The organism is Arthrobacter sp. JB02-1C, assembly GCF_057748045.1.
Genome location: NZ_CM173235.1, coordinates 2,404,074 through 2,420,805 on the forward strand (window position 1 = coordinate 2,404,074; position 16,732 = coordinate 2,420,805).

16 protein-coding genes are annotated in these 16,732 nt (G+C 66.6%); 8 read left to right on the forward strand and 8 right to left on the reverse strand.

The window, feature by feature from the left end; all coding sequences use genetic code 11:
* Positions 1-27: 27 nt before the first annotated feature.
* From AC3ANP_RS11330 to AC3ANP_RS11345, 4 genes are read right to left on the reverse strand one after another with little or no spacing between them, the layout of a single operon-like run.
* Positions 28-1,494, reverse strand: coding sequence for a sodium/solute symporter (locus AC3ANP_RS11330; protein WP_488330282.1), 1,467 nt, complete (start codon positions 1,492-1,494; stop codon positions 28-30).
* Between the two features lie 7 nt (positions 1,495-1,501).
* Positions 1,502-1,903 (reverse strand): hypothetical protein, encoded by a 402-nt coding sequence (locus AC3ANP_RS11335; protein WP_488330283.1) that lies wholly within the window; start codon positions 1,901-1,903, stop codon positions 1,502-1,504.
* Positions 1,900-2,619, reverse strand: coding sequence for a LytR/AlgR family response regulator transcription factor (locus AC3ANP_RS11340; RefSeq protein ID WP_488330284.1), 720 nt, complete (start codon positions 2,617-2,619; stop codon positions 1,900-1,902). Before AC3ANP_RS11340 ends, AC3ANP_RS11335 begins: the two co-directional genes overlap by 4 nt.
* A 21-nt stretch (positions 2,620-2,640) precedes the next feature.
* Positions 2,641-3,849, reverse strand: a complete 1,209-nt coding sequence (locus AC3ANP_RS11345; RefSeq protein WP_488330285.1) for a sensor histidine kinase — start codon at positions 3,847-3,849, stop codon at positions 2,641-2,643.
* 186 nt (positions 3,850-4,035) lie between these two features.
* On the opposite strand from AC3ANP_RS11345, the gene AC3ANP_RS11350 reads away from it, so the two are divergent.
* Entirely contained in the window at positions 4,036-4,416 is a 381-nt protein-coding gene (locus AC3ANP_RS11350) for a DUF485 domain-containing protein (RefSeq protein WP_488330286.1), read from the forward strand.
* Positions 4,413-6,029, forward strand: a complete 1,617-nt coding sequence (locus AC3ANP_RS11355) for a solute symporter family protein (RefSeq protein WP_488330287.1) — start codon at positions 4,413-4,415, stop codon at positions 6,027-6,029. The genes AC3ANP_RS11350 and AC3ANP_RS11355 overlap by 4 nt, the downstream gene beginning before the upstream one ends.
* A gap of 229 nt (positions 6,030-6,258) precedes the next feature.
* Here the strand turns inward: AC3ANP_RS11355 and AC3ANP_RS11360 are convergent, their stop codons facing one another.
* Positions 6,259-6,732, reverse strand: coding sequence for an Lrp/AsnC family transcriptional regulator (locus AC3ANP_RS11360; RefSeq protein WP_488330288.1), 474 nt, complete (start codon positions 6,730-6,732; stop codon positions 6,259-6,261).
* Between the two features lie 196 nt (positions 6,733-6,928).
* Here AC3ANP_RS11360 and pdhA point away from each other — a divergent pair, with 196 nt between their 5' ends.
* The 4 genes from pdhA (at position 6,929) to AC3ANP_RS11380 (ending at position 11,273) form a co-directional block, all read left to right on the forward strand.
* Entirely contained in the window at positions 6,929-8,107 is a 1,179-nt protein-coding gene (gene pdhA / locus AC3ANP_RS11365) for a pyruvate dehydrogenase (acetyl-transferring) E1 component subunit alpha (RefSeq protein ID WP_488330289.1), read from the forward strand.
* Positions 8,107-9,117, forward strand: coding sequence for an alpha-ketoacid dehydrogenase subunit beta (locus tag AC3ANP_RS11370; RefSeq protein WP_488330290.1), 1,011 nt, complete (start codon positions 8,107-8,109; stop codon positions 9,115-9,117). Before pdhA ends, AC3ANP_RS11370 begins: the two co-directional genes overlap by 1 nt.
* On the forward strand, positions 9,114-10,526 hold the full coding sequence (locus AC3ANP_RS11375; RefSeq protein WP_488330291.1) for a dihydrolipoamide acetyltransferase family protein: 1,413 nt from the start codon (positions 9,114-9,116) through the stop codon (positions 10,524-10,526). The genes AC3ANP_RS11370 and AC3ANP_RS11375 overlap by 4 nt, the downstream gene beginning before the upstream one ends.
* Before the next feature lie 282 nt (positions 10,527-10,808).
* The gene (locus AC3ANP_RS11380; protein WP_488330292.1) at positions 10,809-11,273 is read left to right on the forward strand and encodes an NUDIX domain-containing protein; all 465 of its coding nucleotides are present in this window, start codon (positions 10,809-10,811) and stop codon (positions 11,271-11,273) included.
* A 68-nt stretch (positions 11,274-11,341) separates the two neighbouring features.
* Here the strand turns inward: AC3ANP_RS11380 and AC3ANP_RS11385 are convergent, their stop codons facing one another.
* Complete coding sequence (locus AC3ANP_RS11385; protein WP_488330293.1) at positions 11,342-11,956, reverse strand: HAD family hydrolase; 615 nt, start codon at positions 11,954-11,956, stop codon at positions 11,342-11,344.
* Positions 11,957-13,178: 1,222 nt separating this feature from the next.
* Between AC3ANP_RS11385 and AC3ANP_RS11390 the strand changes: the two genes are divergently transcribed.
* Together AC3ANP_RS11390 and AC3ANP_RS11395 are read left to right on the forward strand one after the other, a co-directional pair.
* Positions 13,179-13,445, forward strand: coding sequence for a hypothetical protein (locus AC3ANP_RS11390; RefSeq protein ID WP_488330294.1), 267 nt, complete (start codon positions 13,179-13,181; stop codon positions 13,443-13,445).
* Positions 13,446-14,260: 815 nt separating this feature from the next.
* On the forward strand, positions 14,261-15,655 hold the full coding sequence (locus AC3ANP_RS11395) for an IS1380 family transposase (protein ID WP_488329978.1): 1,395 nt from the start codon (positions 14,261-14,263) through the stop codon (positions 15,653-15,655).
* Between the two features lie 118 nt (positions 15,656-15,773).
* Here the strand turns inward: AC3ANP_RS11395 and AC3ANP_RS11400 are convergent, their stop codons facing one another.
* On the reverse strand, positions 15,774-16,301 hold the full coding sequence (locus AC3ANP_RS11400) for a DUF998 domain-containing protein (protein WP_488330295.1): 528 nt from the start codon (positions 16,299-16,301) through the stop codon (positions 15,774-15,776).
* A gap of 52 nt (positions 16,302-16,353) precedes the next feature.
* Entirely contained in the window at positions 16,354-16,629 is a 276-nt protein-coding gene (locus tag AC3ANP_RS11405; protein ID WP_488330296.1) for a PLDc N-terminal domain-containing protein, read from the reverse strand.
* Positions 16,630-16,732 lie beyond the last annotated feature (103 nt).

The window sequence follows — 16,732 nt, forward strand, 5'->3', positions numbered from 1 at the left end:
CCCCGGCCCGCCGGGCCGGCCCTGCGGCTACCGCTCGGTGGCCAGCGGCCGTTCCGGAGTGTGCAGCCGGTTCATCAGCCGGGTGACAGTGTGCGGAACCCGGTTCCTGGTGGCCCGGGAGACCAGCACCATCACGGCGAACGCCGCCGGAACCGTCCAGGCGGCCGGCTGGGCCAGCCACGGCGGGGTCGCGGCGGAGCCCAGCATCGCGCCGGAGAACATCGCCCCGCCGCAGAGGACAGCCCCGGTCAGCATCCCGGCAATCGCGCCGGCATCGGTCAGCCCACGCCACCAGATGCCCAGCAGCAGCACCGGGCAGATAGTGGAGGCGGTGAAGGCGAAAACCAGGCCGACGCTTCCGGCCAACGCCGTGGAGTCCGTCATGCCGGCGATGGCCAGCGGCACCAGGGCCGACATCACCGCGGCCAGCCGGAAGCCCCGCACGCTGCCGCCGAGGATGTCCTGGCTGATGACACCGGCCAACGACACCACCAGGCCCGAGGTGGTGGACAGGAACGCCGCGAAGGCGCCCGCCACCACCAGCGCGGACAGCAGATCCCCGGCCGCGCCGCCCACCAGCCGACCCGGCAGCAGCAGCACCAGGGCGTCGGCGTGCCCGGTCTGCGCCAGCCCGGGGGCAAACATCCGGCCCAGCAGCCCGTAGGCGGTCGGGAACAGGTAAAAGACGGACAGCAGCCCCAGCACGATCAGCGTGGTCCGCCGGGCCGACTGGCCGTCCGGGTTGGTGTAAAAGCGGACCAGGACGTGCGGCAGCCCCAGGGTACCGAACAGCAGCGCCACCAGCAGCGACATGTTCTGGTACGGCCCGGCCGGGGCCAGAGCCGTCGGGTTCACGGACGCCTCGGTGACCGGCGGGGCGCCGGTGCCGGCCAGCAGGAACAGGATGAACAGCACCGGCACCGCCAGCGCGGTCAGCTTCAGCCAGTACTGGAACGCCTGGACGAACGTGATGGAACGCATGCCGCCGGCCACCACGGTCACGCAGACCACGGCGACCACGGCTACCTGCCCCACCCAGGCGGGTAGCCCGGTGGTGATCCGGATGGCCAGCGCCGCGCCGTGCAGCTGCGGCACAATGTACAGCCAGCCGACCACCACCACCACGAAGCTGGTGACCCGGCGGACCTGACGGGAATCCAGCCGCGCCTCGGTGAAATCGGGAATCGTGTACGCCCCGGAGCGCCGCAGCGGCGCCGCCACAAACAACAGCAGCATCAGGTACCCGGCCGTGTAGCCCACCGGGAACCACAGCGCGTCGGTGCCGGAGAGCAGGATCAGGCCGGCGACGCCGAGGAAACTGGCCGCCGACAGGTACTCGCCGCCGATCGCCGAGGCGTTCCACCACGGACGCACGGTGCGCGAGGCAACGTAGAAGTCGCCGGTGGTTCGGGAAATCCGGAGACCGTAGAAGCCGATGATGGCGGTGGCCAGTGAGACAGCCACGAAGGCCGAGATCCCGACAACGGGGTTCACCCGCTCCTCACCTGTCCCCGGCGAGGTCGCGGTAGCGGGCTTCGTTCCGCGCTGCGGACCGGACATACAGCCAGCCGCTCAGGCCGATCACCGGATAGACGCCGGCGCCCAGCAGCACCCAGCCGAACGGCAGCCCGGCGATCCGCAGTTCCGCCATGCCCGGCACGAGGCCCAGCAGCAGGGCAAAGGCGAGCAGGATCAGCATGAACCCCGCAGCCACCACGAGCCCGAGACGCAGCTGGGAGCGGATCAGCGAGCGGATGAAGAGCTGACCGGCGTCGGACTCTTCGGCCGCCTCGCGCAGGTCCGTGGACGGCCGGCCCGCTGCGCCGGCCGGGACGCTGCCAGGCGTGCCGGGCGCAGGGCGGGCCGGGACGCCACGAGGCGCCGTGACGCGGACCCTGGTCATGGCTGGGGCCGGATCCGGGTCGCTTCGAGCTTCTCCCGGACCGCCGGCAGGTGCCGGCGGCTGATCGGCAGCTCGGCCCCGGCAACGGTCACGCTGGGACGGGCCGCGGCAAGCTTCAGGTGGCTGACGTGGCCGAGCGCGATCAGGTAGGAGCGGTGGATGCGCAGGACCCCGGCGTCGGCCCATTGCTGCTCAAGGTCGGCGAGCGGCACGCGGATCAGGTAGCTGGCGTCGGCGGTGTGCAGCCGGGCGTAGTCGCCCTGCGCCTGCACATAGGTCACGTCCTCGCGCCGGATCATCTTGGTGGTGCCGCCCAGGTCAACGGTAATCATCTCCGGTGCCGGCGCGCCGTCGCGGATCAGGTCGCTGATCCGGCCGATGGAGCGGGCCAGCCGCTCGGCACGCACCGGCTTGAGCAGGTAGTCCACCGCCGCCAGCTCGAACGCCTCCAGGGCGCAGTCTTCATCCGCCGTGACAAAGACGACGGCGGGTGGCTTGCTGCCGCGCGCGATCGCCCGGGCGATGTCCAGACCGGACACGGCCGGCATGTGGATGTCCAAAAAGACGGCGTCCAGGTCCCCGGCCTCCAGGGCACGCAGCGCCTCGGCACCGGAGGAGGCGCGCCGGATGGTCCCGATCCGGTCGTCCCGGCCGAGCAGATAAGCCAGCTCTTCGACGGCAGGGAGCTCGTCGTCGGCGACGAGGACGTTAATCATGGTCCTAGGGTACCGCCGGGGTCAGGCGTCGTGCCGCGGCTGCGACTTCGGCACCCGCATGGTGATCAGGGTGCCTTCGCCCGGCGCGGTTTCGATCACCAGCCCGGTGTCCTCGCCGTAGACCTGCCGCAGCCGGGCATCGACGTTGCGAAGTCCCACGTGGTCGCCGTCGCTGTGCCCGGCGAGGACGGCGCGCAGTTTCTCCGGGTCCATGCCCACGCCGTCGTCTTCGATGGTTACCTCCGCGAAGGCCCCGGAGTCGTTGGCGGTGATGGTGATGTGGCCCGGGCCTTCCTTGGCTTCGAGGCCGTGCCGGACCGAGTTCTCCACCAGCGGCTGCAGGCTCAGGAACGGGATGACAGTGCTGAGCACCTCGGGCGCGATCCGCAGGCTGACCTGGACCCGTTCGCCGAAGCGGGCCCGCTCCAGCAGCAGGTACCGGTCGATGCAGCGCAGTTCCTCGGCCAGGGTGGTGAAGTCGCCGTGGCGGCGGAAGGAGTAACGCGTGAAGTCGGCGAACTCCACCACCAGCTCCCGGGCGCGCACGGGGTCGGTGTTGATAAAGGACGCGATCGCATTGAGGGAGTTATAGATAAAGTGCGGGCTGATCTGGGCCCGGAGGGCCCGCACTTCGGCTTCCATCAGCAGGGTCCGGGACGCGTCCAGCTCGGCCAGTTCCACCTGGGTCGCCACCCAGTCCGCCACCTCGCCGGTGGCGCGCACGAGCCCGGCGTGGGCGGCCGGGGCGAACGCCGCCACTACTCCGACCACGCGGGCGCCGGCCTTCATCGGGGCGATCACGACGGCGCGCTCCGCGGCCGCCGCCGGCGCGGCTTCGCCGGCGAGCAGCTGAAGTTCCCCGGCCGGGATCACCGCCGTGTGCCCGCCCGCCAGGACCTTGGCGGCGAGGCCCATCAGGGCCGGTCGGAACTCGTCCCCGGCGCCGTCCCAGGCCAGTACGCCGGTGGTGTCGGTGATCGCCAGCCCGTCGCAGCCCAGCAGGCCGCGCAGCTGCCGGCTCGCCTTCGCTGCGCCGGCCGGGTTTAGTCCGGTGCGCAGGTACTGGCCGGCCCGGGAGGCGGCGTGCAAAGTCTTATAGGTGGCCCGTTCGGCGTCGGTGCCGAGCTCCCGGAAGGAGCGCAGCACACGGAGTCCAACGGCCACCACGACGGCGACGGCCATGGCGATCACGGCAATCGCGGCGGCGCTGACAAGGGGAGAGTCCGGCATGCTGCCAGCGTAGCGCGCGCCGTTGGGCGCAGCATCGGGACCGCTGGGCGACCGGAAGCGAGATCTTGCTGGAACGTTGGCCGCATTCCAGTGCACAGTGATCTCAGTCACATGGCGCCGGGGTCTCGCACGCCGGGGCCCGGGGGAAGCCCGTCGGTGGCTCGCCAGTCTCAATGAGGAGGAACGATGGGTCACGACGCCCAACATGCGGACGCGGCGGCGTCCGTGGACTTCAAGGAAGTCCAGTCGACGGAGCGGTTCCAGGAACTGCGCAAACGTCACCGCAGCTTTGTCTTTCCGATGGCCATCGCATTCCTGCTGTGGTACTTCGCCTACGTCCTGCTGGCCGACTACGCGGTGGACTTCATGTCCACCAAGGTCTGGGGCAACGTCAACATCGGCCTGATCCTGGGGCTGCTGCAGTTCGTCTCGACCTTCGCGATCACGGCGTGGTACGTCAGCTACTCGAACCGGAAGCTGGACCCGATTGCCGAGGAGATCCGCCACGAGATCGAGGGTCACGAGTTCGATAAGCACGGCAACCGAGTGGGCGGAGCAACAAAATGAGATTCATGGTCCCTGCGGTCGACGTTGCCGCCCTCAAAGACACGACCCTGCTGAACATGGGTATCTTTGCCCTCTTCGTCGCGGTCACCCTGGTGATCGTGCTCCGGGCAAGCCGGAACAACAAGACAGCGGCCGACTACTACGCCGCCGGTCGGTCCTTCAGCGGTTCGCAGAACGGCACCGCGATCGCGGGCGACTACCTCTCCGCGGCGTCCTTCCTCGGCATTACCGGGGCGATCGCCATCAACGGTTACGACGGCTTCATGTACTCCATCGGCTTCCTGGTGGCGTGGCTTGTGGCGCTGCTGCTGGTGGCCGAGCTGCTGCGCAACACCGGCAAGTTCACCATGGCCGATGTGCTGTCCTTCCGGCTCAAGCAGCGCCCGGTGCGGATTGCCGCCGCCATCTCCACCCTGGCGGTCTGCTTCTTCTACCTGCTGGCCCAGATGGCCGGCGCCGGCAGCCTGATCTCGCTGCTGCTGGGCATCAGCGACTGGGGCGGACAGGCCCTGGTGCTCATCGTCGTCGGCGTCCTGATGATCACCTACGTCCTGATCGGCGGCATGAAGGGCACCACCTGGGTGCAGATCATCAAGGCCATCCTGTTGATCGCCGGTGCTGCCGTGATGACGTTCTGGGTGCTCGCGATTTACGGCTTCAACCTCTCGGACCTGCTCGGCGGCGCTGCCGAGACGGCCAAGAACCCGGCGGTCCTGAACCCCGGCCTGCAGTACGGCAAGAACGACACCTCCAAGCTGGACTTCATGTCCCTGGGTCTGGCGCTGGTGCTCGGCACCGCCGCCCTGCCGCACGTGCTGATGCGCTTCTACACCGTCCCGACCGCCAAGGAAGCCCGCAAGTCAGTGGTCTGGTCGATCTGGCTGATCGGCCTGTTCTACCTGTTCACCCTGGTCCTGGGCTATGGCGCCGCCGCGCTGGTGGGTGCCGCTACGATCAAGGCCGCCCCGGGCGGGGTCAATTCCGCGGCTCCGCTGCTCGCGTTCCACCTGGGCGGCCCCCTGCTGCTGGGCTTCATCTCGGCGGTGGCCTTCGCCACCATCCTCGCCGTGGTTGCCGGACTCACCATCACGGCGGCTGCGTCCTTCGCGCACGACATTTACGCCAATGTCATCGCCAAGGGCAAGGCGGATCCCGCGGCCGAGGTCAAGGTGGCCCGCAGGACCGTTGTGGTCATCGGCGTCCTGGCCATCGTCGGCGGCATTTTCGCCAACGGCCAGAATGTGGCCTTCCTCGTGGCCCTGGCCTTCGCCGTGGCGGCGTCGGCCAACCTGCCAACGATCCTTTACTCGCTGTTCTGGCGTAAATTCACCACGCAGGGCGCCATCTGGAGCATGTACGGCGGCCTTGGCTCCGCCATCATCCTGATCGCCCTCTCGCCGGTGGTCTCCGGCGCCAAGACGTCCATGATTCCGGGCGCCAACTTCGCGGTCTTCCCGCTGAGCAACCCCGGCATCGTCTCCATCCCGCTCGCGTTCGTCCTGGGCTGGCTGGGAACCGTCCTGGACAAGAAGCTCGAGGACACCACGAAGCAGGCGGAGATGGAGGTCCGCTCGCTGACCGGCGTGGGCGCGGAGAAGGCCACCAGCCACTAGCCGCCCCTGCCGCCGCCCCTGCCGCCGCCCCTGCCGCCGCCGGCTTTCGCCCGGCCCGGCTGTCGCACCGCCCGAAGGAGCTCCCGCGCACTGCGGGGGCTCCTTCCGGCGTCGGCCGGTTCCGTCGCGTTGAGGCATCCGGCCGGCCCCTGATGTCACCGTGGCCGCCCTGCCCGGGCTGGTCCCGGCCCTGGCGGGCGGACGCTGAGGCCGGCGGCCCGTTCGGCGGTCAGGACTCCGCGGAGCCGCGTTCGAGCAGCGGCTGGATCCGGAACGGAATGAGTTCGCCCATGGCCAGGGCGGTGTCCGTGCGGTCGACCCCGTCGCAGGAGAGGATCTTGCCGTTGATCCGGAACAGGTCCTCGGCGTCGAGCGCCACCACCCGGAGCAGCAGGTCGGCGGACCCGGTCAGGCCATAGCCCTCCAGGATCTCCGGAATGCCGGCCAGGTCGACCGCCAGCTGGCCCAGCTTCTGCTGCTGGACGTGGACCGAGATGAAGGCCATCAAGGGATAGCCCAGGGCGGCCGGATTGATCCGCCGCTCGAAGGACAGGAAGACATGCTTTTTCTCCAGCTGGGCCATCCGGGCCTGCACGGTGTTCCTGGACAAGCCCAGTTTCTGGGCCAGCGCCACCACGGTGCGCCGGGGATCCCGGGCCATGGCCGAGAGCAGCCGGGTGTCGGTGCCATCTAAAGCTCGCATAATGCGCAACGTTAGCACGGTACCGGCCCTCCCGGCTGGGCAAAATGCTGAGAAAATCCGAGGGTGGTTGTACCCTATGACGGTTGTGAGTAGTGTCACAATTATCCGGGGCAACGGCGCCCGGGGCCCGTCGCCCGCAGGGATCACAAGTCCCGAGGACCGGGGGCCGACAACGTCAGAAGGTGGCGGACAAACTGTGTTTACCGACGACGCGGGGGAGAGCGGCATGACCGCCGGCGGCCCCGGAAACAACGCACCAGCAACCCGCCGCACGGGCGGGGACCTCGTCCAGCTGATCACCCCCGGCGGTGAACGCATCAGTCAGCCGGAGTTCGATTCCTGGGTCCACGACGTCGGGGACGAGCAGCTCGCCTCGCTCTACGAGGACATGGTGGTGATCCGCCGCATCGACGCCGAGGCGACGGCCCTGCAGCGCCAGGGTGAGCTGGCGCTCTGGCCGCCGCTGCTGGGCCAGGAGGCGTCCCAGATCGGTTCGGTCCGGGCACTGCGCGAGGACGACTTCGTTTTCCCCAGCTACCGCGACAACGGTGTGGCCTATTGCCGCGGCGTCGCCCCGGCGGACATCGTGAAGGCGTGGCGCGGCAACGCCCTGGCCGGCTGGGACCCCTACACCGTCAACGTGGCGACGCAGCAGATCATCATCGGTGCCCAGTCATTGCACGCCACCGGATACGCCATGGGCATCCAGTTCGACGGCGCGGACTCCGTAGCGGTGGCCTACTTCGGCGACGGCGCCACGAGCGAGGGCGACGTCAACGAGGCCATGGTCTTCGCGGCGAGCTTCCAGGTGCCGGTGGTGTTCTTCTGCCAGAACAACCACTGGGCCATCTCCGAGCCGGTGCTATTGCAGTCCCACATCCAGATCGCGGACCGCGCCTCCGGCTTCGGCATTCCGAGCATGCGGGTGGACGGCAACGACGTGCTGGCCGTGATGGCGGCCACCCGGATTGCCCTGGACCGGGCCCGCCGCGGCGGCGGCCCCACCTTCATCGAAGCAGTGACCTACCGGATGGGCCCGCACACGACGGCGGACGACCCCACGCGCTACCGCGACGCCAACGAGCTCGAGGACTGGTCCGCGAAGGACCCGGTGGCCCGGGTCAAGGCCCTGCTCGACCGGAAGGGGCTGCTCACCGCAGAACTCGAGGCCGCCGTCGCCGCGAAGGCCGACGCCGTGGCCAAGGAGCTCCGGGCCGGCACCATCAACATGCCTGAGCCGCAGCCGCTGGACGTCTTTGAACACGTCTACAGCACCCCCAACTCCTGGCTGGACCGCCAGCAGGAGCAGTACTCCCGTTACCTGGCTTCCTTCGGCGATCCCGCAGCAGCCACTTCCGAAGAAGGTGCACGCTGATGACGCAGATGACCTTTGCCCGGGCCATTAATTCGGGTCTGCGCAAGTCCCTCGAAAACGATCCCAAGGTCATCCTGATGGGTGAGGACATCGGCGCCCTCGGCGGTGTCTTCCGGGTCACGGACGGGCTGCAGAAAGACTTCGGCAAGCACCGGGTGGTGGACACACCGCTGGCGGAGTCCGGCATCCTCGGCACCGCCGTCGGACTCGCGTACCGCGGCTACCGGCCGGTGGTGGAGATCCAGTTCGACGGCTTCATCTACCCGGCGTTCGACCAGATCGTCAGCCAGGTCGCCAAGATGCACTACCGCACCCAGGGCGCCGTGAAGATGCCCATCACCATCCGGGTGCCCTTCGGCGGCGGCATCGGCTCGCCGGAGCACCACTCCGAATCCCCGGAAGCCTACTTCACGCACACCTCCGGTCTGCGGGTGGTCAGCGTGTCCAATCCCCAGGACGCGAACACGGTGATCCAGCAGGCCATTGCCTGCGACGACCCGGTGCTCTACTTCGAACCGAAGCGCCGCTACCACGACAAGGGCGAGGTGGATGAGTCGCTCGACCTCTCTTCCGCCCTGTCCATGGAGAAGGCGCGCGTGGTCACCGACGGCACCGACGTGACGCTGGTTGCCTACGGCCCGCTCGTGAAGACCGCCCGCGACGCCGCCCTCGCGGCAGCCGATGAAGGCGTCTCCGTCGAGGTGCTAGACCTGCGCTCGCTGGCTCCGCTGGACTTCGCCACCCTGGAGGCCTCGGTCCGGAAGACCGGACGGCTCGTCATCACGCACGAGGCCAGCCAGTCCGGCGGACTCGGCGCGGAAGTGGCCGCCAGCATTACCGAACGCTGCTTCTACCACCTCGAGGCGGCGCCGGTCCGGGTGACCGGCTTCGACGTCCCGTACCCGTACTCGAAGCTCGAAATGCACCACCTGCCGGGCCTGGACCGGATCCTCGACGGCGTTGACCGGGCCCTCGGCCGCCCCAACTCCCTCAGTGGGCTGGAAGGATGACCGCCACCATGATCAAGGAATTCCGGCTGCCGGACCTCGGCGAAGGCCTGACCGAATCAGAAATCGTCGCCTGGAAGGTCGGCGTCGGTGACACGGTCACGCTCAACCAGATCATCGCCGAGGTGGAAACCGCCAAGGCCGTCGTTGAGCTGCCCTCCCCGTTTGCCGGCGTCGTGACGGCGCTGCATGAGCAGCCCGGCAGCGTGGTCGAGGTCGGCAAGCCCATTGTCTCCTTTGAGATTGAGGGCGACGACGGCGGCTCCGGTTCCGGGGCGGACGGAGCCGCTCCCGCCAAGCGGGAGCCGAATCTGGTTGGCTACGGCGCCGTGCTGGAAAGTTCCGGCCGCCCGGCGCGCCGGGCCCGCAGCTTCGCCGCCGCGCCAGCCACCGTCTCTGCCCCCGTCACCGCACCCGCCGCCGAGGCTGCCCCGGTCGCGGAGGTTGCCCCGACTCCCGCCGCGGCAACAGTGCCTGCGGCCGAGCCCCAGGCGGCGGTGTCCGCCGACGGCGCCCGGACCGTCGAGCGTCCGCGCTCCACCCCGCCGGTACGCAAGCTGGCCAAGGACCTCGGCGTCGACCTCGCGGCCGTCACCGGCACGGGGGAGCACGGGCTGATTACCCGCGATGACGTGCGTAACTTCGTCGGCGGCGGCGACCTTCCGGCCGCGCCCCGGGAGCTGGCGGGCGCCCCGGCGCCCGCTCAAGGTGAACGGGAAACCCGGATACCCATCAAGGGCGTGCGGAAGTTCACTGCCGCGGCGATGGTGTCCAGCGCCTTTACCGCGCCGCACGTCACCGAATTCCTGACCCTGGACGTCACGCCCACCATGGAACTGCTGGGCCGGCTCAAGACCAGCCGCGCGTTCGCCGGTTACAAACTGACGCCGCTGACGCTGGTGTCCAAGGCCGTGCTGATCGCGCTGCGCAACCACCCGACGCTGAACGCCCGCTGGGACGAGGCCAACCAGGAGATCGTCCAGTTCAACTACGTCAACCTTGGCATCGCAGCGGCCACGCCGCGGGGGCTGACCGTGCCGAACATCAAGGACGCTGACCGGCTGTCCCTGCTGGAGCTTTCCACCGCGCTGACCGAGCTGACCGACACCGCCCGGGCCGGCAAGACCGCCCCGGCGGACCTCTCCGGCGGGACCATCTCGATTACGAACATCGGTGTCTTCGGCATCGACGCCGGCACGCCCATCCTCAACCCCGGCGAGGCCGCCATTCTGGCGCTCGGCGCGGTGCGGAAGATGCCCTGGGAATACCGGGATGAAGTGGCGCTGCGCCAGGTCATGACCCTCAGCCTGTCCTTCGACCACCGGCTGGTGGACGGCGAACAGGGTTCCCGCTTCCTGCAGGACCTCGGCACCATCCTCGCTGATCCGGGCATGGCGCTGGCGATGGTCTAGCCACCGAGGGATCACAGCTTCCGGCCTCCCCTCGACGGGGAGGCCGGCAACCTTGTGTTTCGGCGCGGCATGCCTGTCCCCGTTCGAAGTTTGGATGCCCGACGAAAGGTCCGATGCCCGTAGTCGGGCCGCGGCCTTTCGCTGGTCCGGGTGGGGATCCTTGAAGGGGCGCACCATGACCGCTGCATCCAACCCGGCATACTGGCTTGTACGGTGCCGAAGCGTTTCCGGCTAGAGCTGCTAGGAGCATCAGTGGGACACATTGGGTCGTATGTTTGGGAGTTGCGCCAGAAGGTTGGCTCCCGGCAACTGCTCCTGCCAGGAGCACAGGTCCTGGTCCTGGATGACAAGGGCGACGCCCTGTTTCAGCGCAGGGTCGACAACGGAGTCTGGGAATTTCCCGCCGGCGCTTGCGAACCCGGGCAGAGCTTCGCTACTACCGCCGCCGCCGAACTTCTTGAGGAGACCGGCATCCTGGCCGATCCTGGGGACCTGGTCGCGTTCGCCAGTCTCTCCGATCCGGAGCTTCATCAGCTGGAGTACCCGAACGGCGATAAAGTACATGCATTTGCGCTGTGTTTTGTGGTGGAAAGGTGGGAAGGGGATGTTCTGCCGGAGCAGTCGGAGGTGAGTGAGATCGCCTTTTTCTCGCTGACCGCAGTGCCCGAACCGACCCACCCGCCCACCCTTGAGGTGATCCGGCTCTATCAGCGATACCGGGAAACGCATCTTTTCCAGGCGCGATAACTGGCCAGGTATCGCTCCTCCACCCGACATCCGGAACTGTCACGCCAGGTTGATCCAGCAGGGATCTTTTACCCGGTGAGCTTCGGCAGTTCTTCCTGAAGGTCCGTCGCGGCGGTGTGAAGTATGGTTCTGAAGCCCAGGCTCCGTGCGGTGGCGACGTTCGTGGCGTTGTCGTCGATGAACACCACGTCGCGTGGGCGTGTGCCTAAATCAGCTACAACGTGATGAAAAATCTGTGGGTCCGGTTTCGCCATACCCAGCATCCCGCTGAAGTACAGTTTCGAAAAATAGTTTGTCCACGACGACTCGGCAAGGTGTCGCCGCGCCATGTGAATAGGCATGTTTGAAAGGAGAGCTACGTTGGCGTTTTCGCTTTGCAGTGTCTCCAACACCGCTAGCGTCCTCGAGTTCAGGTGGGACCATTGCGCTAAATCATGAGCTTCCAGCAGTTGGACGTCAGCTGAAGTGACGGGACGGCTGAGAACCGTTCCCCAATACTCCTCGGGACTTAGCTCCCCGGAGTCAAAAGATGCGCGGCTCGCCCAGTATGGGCTGGTTGTTGGCTTGAGAGCCAACCCTGTTGTGCGCTCCAGGGCCTGCCAGTCACTTTGTTTCGGAGCGGTCGAGACTACCATTCCGTAATCGAAGAGATACCAGAGGTGCGAACGGGATATCGCTGTCATCGATTCAGAGTAGCGGCGTTCTTAGACGGTTTCTCGTTTGTCTCGGCAAGCACGCGTAGCAACTCTAGCTTCTTCTACCCGCGGCCCGCGCGACAGCGAGAGAGCCGTCACAACCGGTCAGTTTTGGGAGTCCATGCTCGAGCTGGCCGCCAAGGCACCCGATCAACTGCGTCACACCCCAGCCGTAAAAGCGAAGTCCGAGCCTTGCAGCCGAAGTAACCTGGCGTCCGGTGGAGGATCCCCAAAAGGCTCCAGCCGCGGCGGCGGGGTAGCCCTATTCCGCACCGATCAATAGCATGAGGTGTGGCCACGCCAAGTGAGAGTTCAAAGTTGATCAGGCGCCTAACGGTTGTCCTGCTCGGTCTCTCTCTTTTCGCTACGTCTTGCGCCGGAACGGGGCCTGCGGGTTGGGCCGGCGAAGCTGCCCAGCCGCCCGTGCAGGAGCCGACGCCAATCCAACCGCCTACTGGCTCACTGGTCAGTCCTGAAGCTGCGCCGGCGGACGGAACGATCTCTCATGCTGCCAGCACGCTGAGTGGGGGGGCTGGCAGGGGATGCTGAATTCGCCTCAGTCGAAGTGATCGAGGGGAACCGGATTATCGTTCATTGGCACGGCCCGTTGGGCGCGAAGCTACAGGACCTACTGGCCCGGTTTCCAAACGTCGATATTTCAGTCCAGACAGCCGCCTGTTCTCCTGGGAAACTGAGCGATTTTGCAAGCGAACTGTTGGCCTCCGACCCTGCTGTGAACATCACTTCGGTATCGCCAGACGGTTCACACCTGACCCTGACGCTGGACGAATCAGTCAGGGCCGCATCGGACGTTGCAAGTCTGGAGCGCAAGTACTCGAAGGCAGCTGGGTGCCCGGTCAAAGTGGAATTCGGGCGTATTGCCCCGCTCGGCGGTTAATCCGCACTCAATACTGGACGCGGTAAGGCCCCCCAGCCTGCACCATCCGCAATCTCCGCGCGGTATCCGCTAAAGGTTCCCGGAGCGGGCGCTTCTCGGACGGCTCTCTGGCAGCCGTCGACGCAGCGGCCCGTGCACCGACCGTCCCGTCAAGGTCGGCCTCTGATCTCACCGGCGGCGTGTCTGTTCCCCCGTCGAACTGCCGACTTCTGGCACCATGACAGTGACAGCAACCGATGCCGTCATGATCATGTGGGAGAAGCAATGGATAAGCGTCGAGTAAACCACTTTGGAAAGCCTTCGGCATGGTCCGTGACTTCCTTCGTCCTCGGTCTCTGCGCCCTGACCACGACAAGTCTCGTGGCCATCCTGTGGAACCCAATCGACGAGGACATCATCAATCGGGCTGACGCCGCGGGCTGGGACACCAGCATGCTCCTGCCGCATCAAACCGAACTCTCGCTCCTCATCAACGCATCAGTCCTGGCAACCCTCGTCATCGTCGTGACTGCGTTCATGGGCATGCTCACCTCACGCCGGCGGACCGGGATATCGGCCGATTCCCCAGCCCCAGTCTGACCAGACCTGGGCCTCAGGCTCGGCTCCCTGATGCCCTCAGCCCACCGACAGTGACAGGCAGACTTCGGTACCGCTGCATCTTCGGCCGCCTGGAGTTGCTTTAGAGGAACCTTGGGTTCTTCAACGGGCATCCGTGGGGGCATCAAGTTCTTAACGCGCGGCAAAGGCCGCGAGCTAGACTGGCACCTTAGAGGGAAGTCATGGAATTGATTATTTTAGGTATCGGCGCTCTGGTCATAATCGTTGCGTCTATCTGGCGCGACATCTCACGGAAGTCGCTGCGGCCCCCTGCGGGATCGGACCCGGAGCGGGAGCTTCGTGACTTTCATCGCGGTCAGACCCTGGGCCAATCGCATTTCGTAGGACTTGATAACACAGGCCATCGCCGATAACTCGAGGCACGCTGCTCCGCTCCAGAGCATCGCGAAACCCTGGGTTAAAAAACACGCGCGGATTCACGGTCCCGGAAGAGGATCCTCCTACGGGAGGGTAGGATCTTTGCGCCTCGGTCCGGCAGAGGCCTATGACCCCGGGGCTTGGGCACTTCGACTCGGAGGCGGGGTCAGTTAATCCGGATCAGACCCAACACATCTGCCACCGCCACCCAGATCAGATACGCGAGCATGTTGCCCCGATTTGGCCACCCGATCCGTACCTCGGGACTCCCGACCTCGGAATGCTTCCCCAGCCTTAGCCTTGATCCACCGATGAGGGTGGGATCGGGTCCGGCGTTTTAAACACGAAATGCCCGTCTTTCGGGGGAAAATTGGCTTACCACAGTCAAAATTTCCGTACCGGAAGAGGACATCTCGTAGATGCAAGTTTCCCATAAGCCGTCCGCGGTGTCAGTTTCCTTCGACGAGCCGAATCTCGTGTCGGCGGCTGGGCTGCTGCCGGTGATGACGCTGGCCCGTGACGCCGGCCTGAACGAGCTGGTCGATGAGTGGCTGACGGTCCCGACGGACAAGGGTGCGAACGCCGGGCTGAAGGTTGCGTCCCTGGTCGCCGGGATGGTCGCCGGCGCGGACTCGATTGATGACATGGCCGTGCTGCGCCACGGCGGGATGAAACGGCTCTTCACCGCCTGTTACGCGCCCTCCACGCTGGGCTCGTTCCTGCGCGCCTTCACGTTCGGGCACGTCCGGCAGCTGGACGCGGTCGCGTCGCGTTTCCTGACCAGCCTGGCATCCCGGGCCCCGCTGCTCGGGCGTCCCGGCCCGGAGGACTTCGTGTTCGTGGATGTCGATGACACGATCATCGAGGTCCACGGCTACGCCAAGCAGGGCTCCGGTTACGGGTACTCCGGGGTCCGCGGGCTGAACACCCTGCTGGCCATAGTCTCCACGAAAGACACCGCCCCGGTAATCGCCGCCCAGCGGCTGCGTAAGGGCGCGGCGAACTCGGCCCGCGGAGCCAAACGGCTGATCACCGACGCCCTGTCCACCCTCAAGCGCGTCCACGCCGGCGGGCGGGTGCTCTGCCGTTTCGATTCGGCCTTCTACGGCCATGCCGCGGTTTCCGCGGCCCTCGCCGGCGGAGCGGCCGTCTCGGTGACCGTGCGCATGGACCCGGCCATCAAACGCGCCATCGCCGGGATCCCTGAAACGGCATGGAAAACCATCGAATACACCGACGCGGTCTTCGACGAGACCACCAACACCTGGGTCTCAAAGGCCGAAGTCGCCGAGACCGCCTTCACCGCGTTCAGCTCACGCAAAAAGGCCGAGCAGATCGCCGGCCGCCTGGTCGTGCGCCGCATCCCCGAACTCAACACGAAAGCCAGCGACGGGCAGGAAACCCTGTTCGAAACCCACCGGCACCACGCCTTCTTCACCACCGTCCGCGCCGACGTCCTGGACACCGTCGCGGCGGACAAGATCCACCGGAAACACGCCATCATCGAGCAGGTCAACGCCGATCTGAAGGACAGCGCCCTGGCACATATGCCCTCAAGCGTTTTTGCCGCGAACTCGGCCTGGCTCGTTGCCGCGGTCATGGCCTACAACCTCACCCGTACCGCCGGGATCCTCGCCGCCGGGCCCTTCCGCAAAGCCCGGACCGGCACGGTCCGCCGCAAACTCATCCACGTCCCTGCCCGCATCGCCACCAGCGCCCGGAAAATCCGGCTTCACCTGCCCGAAGCCTGGCCCTGGCAAACACCATGGCAGGACCTGTTCGACCAGCTCTACCCGCCGCCGCAAGCCGCCTGACCCCCGTCCGCCCCGCCACACGGCGCAACCAGGACCACCAGTGGAACACCGAAGGGCAGCGAGGCCCGGCACCCCATCATGCCCTCAACCCCGCAAACCCGCCGAAACCGGATCCCGATCACCCACCCAGGCGGATCGGTGGATCAAGGCTTAGGGTCGCTGCCAGGAACCAGATCAATCCCGCCCAAGGAAGGGCCGCGGCCCACATCAAGATTGATCCTCCCGGCCCTCCGGTAAACGCGCCCAGCCCCGCACAGCTCGCAGCGACCGGAAACCCAAGGATAAAGACAGAACCCAGAACGGCATGAACCTTGCTTCTGCCCGTCATGTGAGACCTCGGTGTTGTTATCGGGTCGGTGTCGACGAAAGCCGCTCCAATCGGGCCCAGGGCGACCAGAATAAGCCCAACAGCGAACGCGTCGGCGGACTCCCACAAGACAAAACCACAGGCGATAACGCTCGTCCCGCCAAGGACGAACGCAACCCGCATGATCGTCCCCCACCGGCCCAACGAATACTCACTAATCATGCGCCAGGCCGGGTCAAATTCCGGTTCGAGAAAATGAAGAAAGACAACAAGAACGATGGCGCCAGCGGCGGCCCCCAGAGAATAAAGGGCGGCAAGTTCCACCAAAGAATCCGTCATCTCCATCTCCTGGTACCCAACGGGAAGTCGGGTGCCACTTGGGCCAGGATATTTAGGTCCGGCGATGGACGCCAGGGGGCTGCGGACGCCCGGCAATCAGCCACACCAGTCCGCCAACCACGCTTCCGAGGACTAAGAGCACCAACCAGACGTCCCTGCTGAAAGTCCGCATGTCCCGCGCGTCAGTCCGGCTGAAGTCGATCAAGCTGTACGCCCAGACGGCCAGGCATGGGACAAGAACCAGTAGAGGCAGCAACGCGTCGACGCTTGTCGTGCTCATAGCACCAGTATGCGCCGGCGCTGCTCCGCAGCGGGAGACGGCGGCCATTCCTCGCAGGTGTTGGGCCTGAGCGACACATCGCCGGACCACTGGTGCAGTTCGGCCAACCGGTCCTTACCTAGACTTTGCAGCGGAGCCAACCACAAGGGGA